Origin of the sequence: Streptomyces sioyaensis (assembly GCF_004122735.1) — a bacterium.
In the GTDB taxonomy this organism is placed as follows: Bacteria; Actinomycetota; Actinomycetes; order Streptomycetales; family Streptomycetaceae; genus Streptomyces; species Streptomyces sioyaensis.
This window is the reverse complement of the sequence record NZ_SDIF01000238.1, coordinates 1-4,387: the sequence shown is the minus strand read 5'-3', so window position 1 is coordinate 4,387 and position 4,387 is coordinate 1. Positions and strand designations below refer to the sequence as shown.

Here is a 4,387-nt window from a genome sequence, read left to right as displayed (position 1 = left end):
GGCTTGGGGGTGGGCTCGTGGGTGGGGGTGCCGCCGCCCGGTGCGGGGCCGGTGCCGTCCGGCTTGCCGGGGTGGTGCTGTCCCTTACCGGGCGTGCTGGGCTTGCCGGTGCCGGATCCGCCGGGCCGTCGGCTGTGGTCGGACGCGGCGCCGCCGGTCCGGCCGTCGCCGGTCCGGGGGGCCTCGCGCCGGTGCACCGGCAGGACGCCCTTGCCGTCGGGGATCTCGTGGGTGCCGTGGCGGTAGAAGGCGTACCAGGACAGCACGGTGCGCAGATAGTCCTCGGAGTTGTTGTAGCCGAGGATCGCGTGGTCCAGATCGTCCTGGTCCGACAGGTCACGGCCGCCGGCGCAGAGGTAGTGGCCCGCGGCGAGTGCCGCGTCGAAGACGTTGTTGGGGTCCTTCTTGCCGTCGCCGTTGCCGTCGGCGCCCCAGCCGGTGCGGTCGGGGCCGCCCTGCGACCAGGTGGAGGGGATGAACTGCATCGGGCCCACGGCACGGTCGTGGGTGAGGTCGCCGTCGTAGCGGCCGCCGTCGGTGTCGGCGATCCGCGCGAAGCCGTGGCCGTTGAGCTGGGGGCCGAGGATGGGCTGGAGGGTGGTTCCCTCGGCGTCGACCGCTCCGCCGCGCGCCTGGCCGGATTCGACCTTGCCGATCCCGGCGAGCAGCTGCCAGGGCAGCCGGCAACCGGGGTCGGATCCGTCGATGGCCGACTCGGCCTTCTTGTACGCGGCCAGGACGGTGGCGGGGAGACCGGCCTCGGTGGGGCCGGCGGGGCTGCCGGAGTGGTGACCCGTGCCGTGCGAACCGCGGGGCGGTACCGGGCTGTTGAGGGGCGGCAGGTCGGTGTAGTACGTCGTGCCGCCGTCGATGGGAGTGTCGGCGGGGGGCGGGGGCGGCTGCTTTCTGGCGGCCGCCGCCTCGGTGGCGCCCGGCGCCTGAGAGGCCGTCAGCGCGGCGAGCACCAGGGCCGCCACGGCCGTCGAGGCCGCTCCCCTTTGGAGCCGCCGTCGGAATGTGGCTGCCATGCGTGGTCCCCTCCGCGTTGCCCTACCGCGCTCCTGACGCGATATCGCGCTCCCCGGCGCTCCAACTCCGGCGAGACTACGACAACTCGGGCCTGGCATCTACCACTCTCATCGGACACATAGTGATCAGAATCGGTCAGGGAGAGCGTCGGAGGGATCACTCGCGAGCCGTGCTGCCAGGCCGTGTTGACGAGCCGTCAGGAATCCGCCTGGCAGGGATGCGAGGTGCGGCGCCGACGGCCTGGCCGGGGGTGGTGCCGGAGGTGTGACGGGCGAGGGCGAGGGGGCGGAGGCTCGGCCGGAGGTGGTGTGGCCGACGGAGCCGGGTACCAGTCGGGGCGGCGGTCGGCGGAACGAGCCCCGGCCGCTCGGGCCGGGCCCCGGCCCGAGCGGCGCCGCCGAGCCGGCCCCGCCGAGCAGCGCGGTCGAACGCCCCAGCCGAGCACCCGAGCCGACACACGCCGGGGAGGGCGCGGAACGTCTCCCGCGCCCTCCCCGGTTCGCCGCCTGCTCAGTGGGCCGCGGACTCCCAGTCCTTGCCGGAGCCGACGGAGACGTCGAGCGGGGCGCGCAGGGAGACCGCGTCGGCCATCTCCCGGCGGAGCAGTTCCTCGACCTTCTTGCGCTCGCCCGGCGCGACCTCTACCACGATTTCGTCGTGCACCTGGAGCAGCATCCGCGACTCCAGCTTCGCGGCCCGCAGTGCCGCGTCGACCCGCAGCATGGCGATCTTGACGATGTCGGCGGCGGTGCCCTGGATCGGGGCGTTCAGCGCCATCCGCTCGGCCATCTCGCGGCGCTGGCGGTTGTCGCTGTTGAGGTCGGGGAGGTAGCGGCGGCGGCCGAGCATCGTCTCGGTGTAGCCGGTGGCGCGGGCCTCCTCCACGACGCGCCGCAGGTAGTCGCGCACCCCGCCGAACCGCTCGAAGTAGTTGTCCATCAGCTTGCGGGCCTCATCGGGCTGGATGCCCAGCTGCTGGGAGAGCCCGAAGGCCGACAGGCCGTACGCCAGGCCGTAGGACATCGCCTTGATCTTGCGGCGCATCTCCGCGTCGACCTCGTGGGTGGCGACCGAGAAGACATGGGAGGCGACCGTGGTGTGCAGGTCCTCTCCGGAGGTGAACGCCTCGATCAGGCCCTCGTCCTCGGAGAGATGGGCCATCACCCGCAGCTCGATCTGGCTGTAGTCGGCGGTCAGCAGCGACTCGAAGCCCTCTCCGACGACGAAGCCGCGGCGGATGGCCCGGCCCTCGTCCGTACGCACCGGGATGTTCTGCAGGTTGGGGTCCGTGGAGGACAGCCGGCCGGTGGCGGCCACCGTCTGGTTGAAGGTGGTGTGGATCCGGCCGTCGGCGCCGATGGTCTTGATCAGGCCCTCGACGGTGGTGCGCAGCTTGGCCTGCTCACGGTGCCTGAGCATGATCACCGGGAGGTCGTTCTCGGTCTGGGCCGCCAGCCAGGCCAGGGCGTCGGCGTCGGTGGTGTAGCCCGTCTTGGTCTTCTTGGTCTTGGGCAGGCCCAGCTCGCCGAAGAGGACCTCCTGCAGCTGCTTGGGCGAGCCCAGGTTGAACTCGTGGCCGGCGGCGGCATGCGCCTCCTTGACGGCCTGCTGCACCGCGCCCGCGAACTGCTGCTCCATGCGCTCCAGCCAGCCCCGGTCCGCGGCGATGCCGGCCCGCTCCATGCGGGCCAGCAGCACGCTGGTCGGCAGCTCCACCTCGCGCAGCAGCTCGGCCGCGCCGACCTCCGCCAGCTTCGCCTCGAACGCCGTTCCCAGGTCGAGAACCGTGCGGGCCTGTCCCATCAGGGCGTCCGCCTCGGCCTGCTCGTCCGCGCCGAAGGCCAGCTGGCCGTCGCCGGCCGCGGCGGGGGCGAGGTCGCGGCCCAGGTACTCGATGGACAGGGCGTCCAGGGCGAAGGAGCGGCGGCCCGGCTTGACGAGATAGGCGGCCAGCGCGGTGTCCATGGTGACGCCGTCGATGCGCCAGCCGTGCTCGCCGAAGACCCGCATCAGACCCTTGGCGTTGTGCATCACCTTGGGGCGGGCGGCGTCCGCGCTCCAGGCGGCGAAGGCCTGTTCGTCGGCCGCGTCGAGCTGGGCGGGGTCGAACCAGGCGGCCGGCCCGCCGGGGGCGGCGAGCGCGACCTCGGCGACGCTGCCGCTGCCGAGGGTCCAGACGTCGACCGTGGCCACGCCGAGCGGCCCCGTGCCGTGTTCGGCCAGCCACGGAGCGAGTTCACCGGCGCCGATGAGCGTGCCGTCCACCTCGACGCCGGCCGCCGGGGCGGGCTCCTCGGCGGCCTCGGCGGCGCCCGGGTCGACGGCGTGCAGCCGGTCGCGCAGGCCCTGGTTGCGGATCTCCAGCGCGTTGAAGAAGACCGAGAGCGCCTCGCGGTCGTAGGCCTCGCGGGTCAGCTCCGCCGGGCCGCACGGCAGCTCGACATCGCGCACCATCTCCGTGAGCCGGCGGTTGAGCTTCACCGCGTCCAGGTGCTCGCGGAGGTTGGCGCCCGCCTTGCCCTTGACCTCCTCGGCCCGCTCGGCCAACTCCGCGAACGAACCGAACTGGTTGATCCACTTCGTGGCGGTCTTCTCCCCGACGCCCGGGATGCCGGGGAGGTTGTCGGACGGGTCGCCGCGCAGCGCCGCGAAATCGGGGTACTGGGCGGGGGTCAGGCCGTACTTCTCGAAGACCTTCTCCGGCGTGAAGCGGGTCAGCTCCGAGACGCCCTTGGTCGGGTAGAGCACCGTGACGTCGTCGGAGACCAGCTGGAAGGAGTCGCGGTCGCCCGTGACGATCGAGACCTCGAAGCCCTGGGCCGTGGCCTGCTCCGTGAGCGTGGCGATGACGTCGTCGGCCTCGAAGCCCTCGACCGCGAAGCGCTTGACCCGCATCGCGTCGAGCATCTCGCCGATCAGCTCGACCTGCCCCTTGAACTCGTCGGGCGTCTTGGAGCGGTTCGCCTTGTAGTCCGCGAACTCCTCGGACCGCCAGGTCTTGCGCGAGACGTCGAAGGCCACCGCGAAATGCGTGGGCGCCTCGTCGCGCAGGGTGTTCGCGAGCATCGACGCGAAGCCGTAGATCGCATTGGTCGGTTGTCCGGTGACGGTCGTGAAATTCTCCACGGGCAGGGCGAAGAACGCCCGGTATGCCATGGAATGCCCGTCCATCAGGAGCAGGCGGGGACGGCCGCCCGCCGCCGCCGGGGTGCCGGTCGCTTCGCTCTTCTTCGCTGCCTTTGCTGCCACGCCCCCGATCCTGCCACGCCCCACTGACAATCCCCGCCGCGACGGCTCCGGCCCCCTTGCGGCAACCGGTTCCCGGCCCCGGCCGCACCGCCCCGCTCCCGCCGCACAC

The 4,387-nt window shown here is 72.6% G+C and carries 2 protein-coding genes; both read right to left on the bottom strand.

Going from position 1 to position 4,387, the window contains the following annotated elements:
* A partial coding sequence (locus EST54_RS33400; RefSeq protein ID WP_244942675.1) for a lytic transglycosylase domain-containing protein occupies positions 1–1,028 on the bottom strand: 1,028 nt, incomplete at its 3' end.
* A 511-nt stretch (positions 1,029–1,539) separates the two neighbouring features.
* Entirely contained in the window at positions 1,540–4,200 is a 2,661-nt protein-coding gene (gene polA, locus EST54_RS33395; RefSeq protein ID WP_239012351.1) for a DNA polymerase I, read from the bottom strand.
* Positions 4,201–4,387 lie beyond the last annotated feature (187 nt).